Source organism: Streptomyces sp. NPDC048462 (assembly GCF_043200175.1).
Classification (GTDB): domain Bacteria; phylum Actinomycetota; class Actinomycetes; order Streptomycetales; family Streptomycetaceae; genus Streptomyces.
In genome coordinates this window covers 1-1,605 of record NZ_JBICXG010000069.1, presented here as the reverse complement: position 1 = coordinate 1,605, position 1,605 = coordinate 1, and the positions used below count along the sequence as shown (strand labels likewise).

1 protein-coding gene and 1 pseudogene are annotated in these 1,605 nt (G+C 55.3%); both read right to left on the bottom strand.

Translation table 11 applies throughout. The annotated features are described in order from the left end of the window. Nucleotides 1–45: 45 nt before the first annotated feature. Nucleotides 46–1,291: pseudogene (locus tag ACGFU6_RS39260) on the bottom strand (IS3 family transposase). Between the two features lie 109 nt (nt 1,292–1,400). Further along, on the bottom strand, nt 1,401–1,605 hold a 205-nt coding region (locus tag ACGFU6_RS39255; RefSeq protein ID WP_393617403.1), incomplete at its 5' end, for a hypothetical protein.

Here is a 1,605-nt window from a genome sequence, read left to right as displayed (position 1 = left end):
CAATCAGCAGGATGAAGGCGGTTGCCAGTTGGAGTTTACCGGTGACTAGTCCTGATATAGGTTGACACTTTTCAACCGGATAACGCCCGATGAACCTCATCGGGCGTTTTGTATTTCAGCGACAAGTGCGGCCGCCGCGTGTTGTAGAGGTTCACCGACTCCCTGACCATCTTTCTTGCCTGCGCGATATCTTCTGGCCTGCCGAGCAGGTATTCCGTTTTGAGTATCCCGTTTATCCGTTCCGCCAGCGCGTTCTGATAACAGTCATACCCGTCCGTCATCGAGCAGATGACGCCATACTGCTGATGTAACGCCTGATATTCCTGCGAGCAGTACTGGATACCCCTGTCCGAGTGATGCACCAACGGCAACGCCGTGCGTCTGCCGGCCAGTGCCATTTTGAACGCGCAGGCGACATGCCGGGTATGCAGACTGTCATGCACGTGATATCCCACGATTTTTCTCGACCAGGCATCCGTTACCAGGCTGACATACGCCGTCCCCGTTCTCAGCGGCAGGTAGGTGATATCCGCCACCCATACCTGTTCCGGACGGCTGGCTATTACTTGATTGTCTCCCGCTTTTAGCAGGTTGGGATGGCGATAAAAACGATGATGGCTGTGCGTCGTCTTGTGATACGCCCGTTTAGGCATCACCAGTAACCGCGCGCAGCGCAGGATACTGAACAACCGGTCACGGCCCACATGCAACGCCGGTTCGGGGTGTTGCCGCAACAGGTGATGCAGCTTACGTGTCCCCAGTCGGGGTTGGTGCAAGCGGATGGCCGTCACCTGTTCGACGAGATGCCGGGCCTGCTCCTCTTTGCCTGCTTCACGCTGCAGGGACTGATACCACGCTTGTCGGCTGATGCCCATCCATCGGCAGGCCCGCGTTACTGTGAGTCCCGGTACTTGTGTTTGCGCGATAAGGCGGTTAGCTGCTTTTTTGTCAGCGTGGCGCCAAAGTCGGTGTTCATCACTTTGACGACAGCTTCGAAGAACTGGGCTTTGACTTCAGATTCAGCCAGTTGCTGCTCAAGTTCTTTAATACGCTGTTCGGGCGTCAGGGGGAGTTTGGGCATGTTGTCTCCGCACGTTCTGGTGGAAGGAGAAGTTCGCCAGTCAAGTTGACCGTATTTGCGCAGCCAGTTCATGACAGTCTGGCTGCCTTGGATACCGTAGCGATCTTGCGCCTGGCGGTATGTCATCTCGCCTTTTTCGACCTGTTCGACGACAGCCAGTTTAAAGGATAGAGAGTAATCGCGTTGTGTGCGTTTAATATACTGGTTCATCACATTTTCCTCTGTGCGTGAGTAAAATGTGTCAACGCTATTCAGGACGGGTCATCAGCCACAAAAAAGGCCGCTTTCGCGGCCTTTTCCTTTTCTGCTGCGGCGGGTTTTATCCCACCAACTCTTTGCCGTAATCGAACAGCGCTTTCAACAGGGCGGTTTTCTCTTTGTCGCCTTCGTGCAGGTTATACAGTGATTCGAGCTGCAGCAGGTAACTCTGCACGCGCTCTGCGCTCAGCGCTTCCTGGCGGTGTTGCAGCCAGCGACGCTGCTCGGCGTCGTCCAGCGTATTCGGGTAGTTGCGCGCGCGGAAG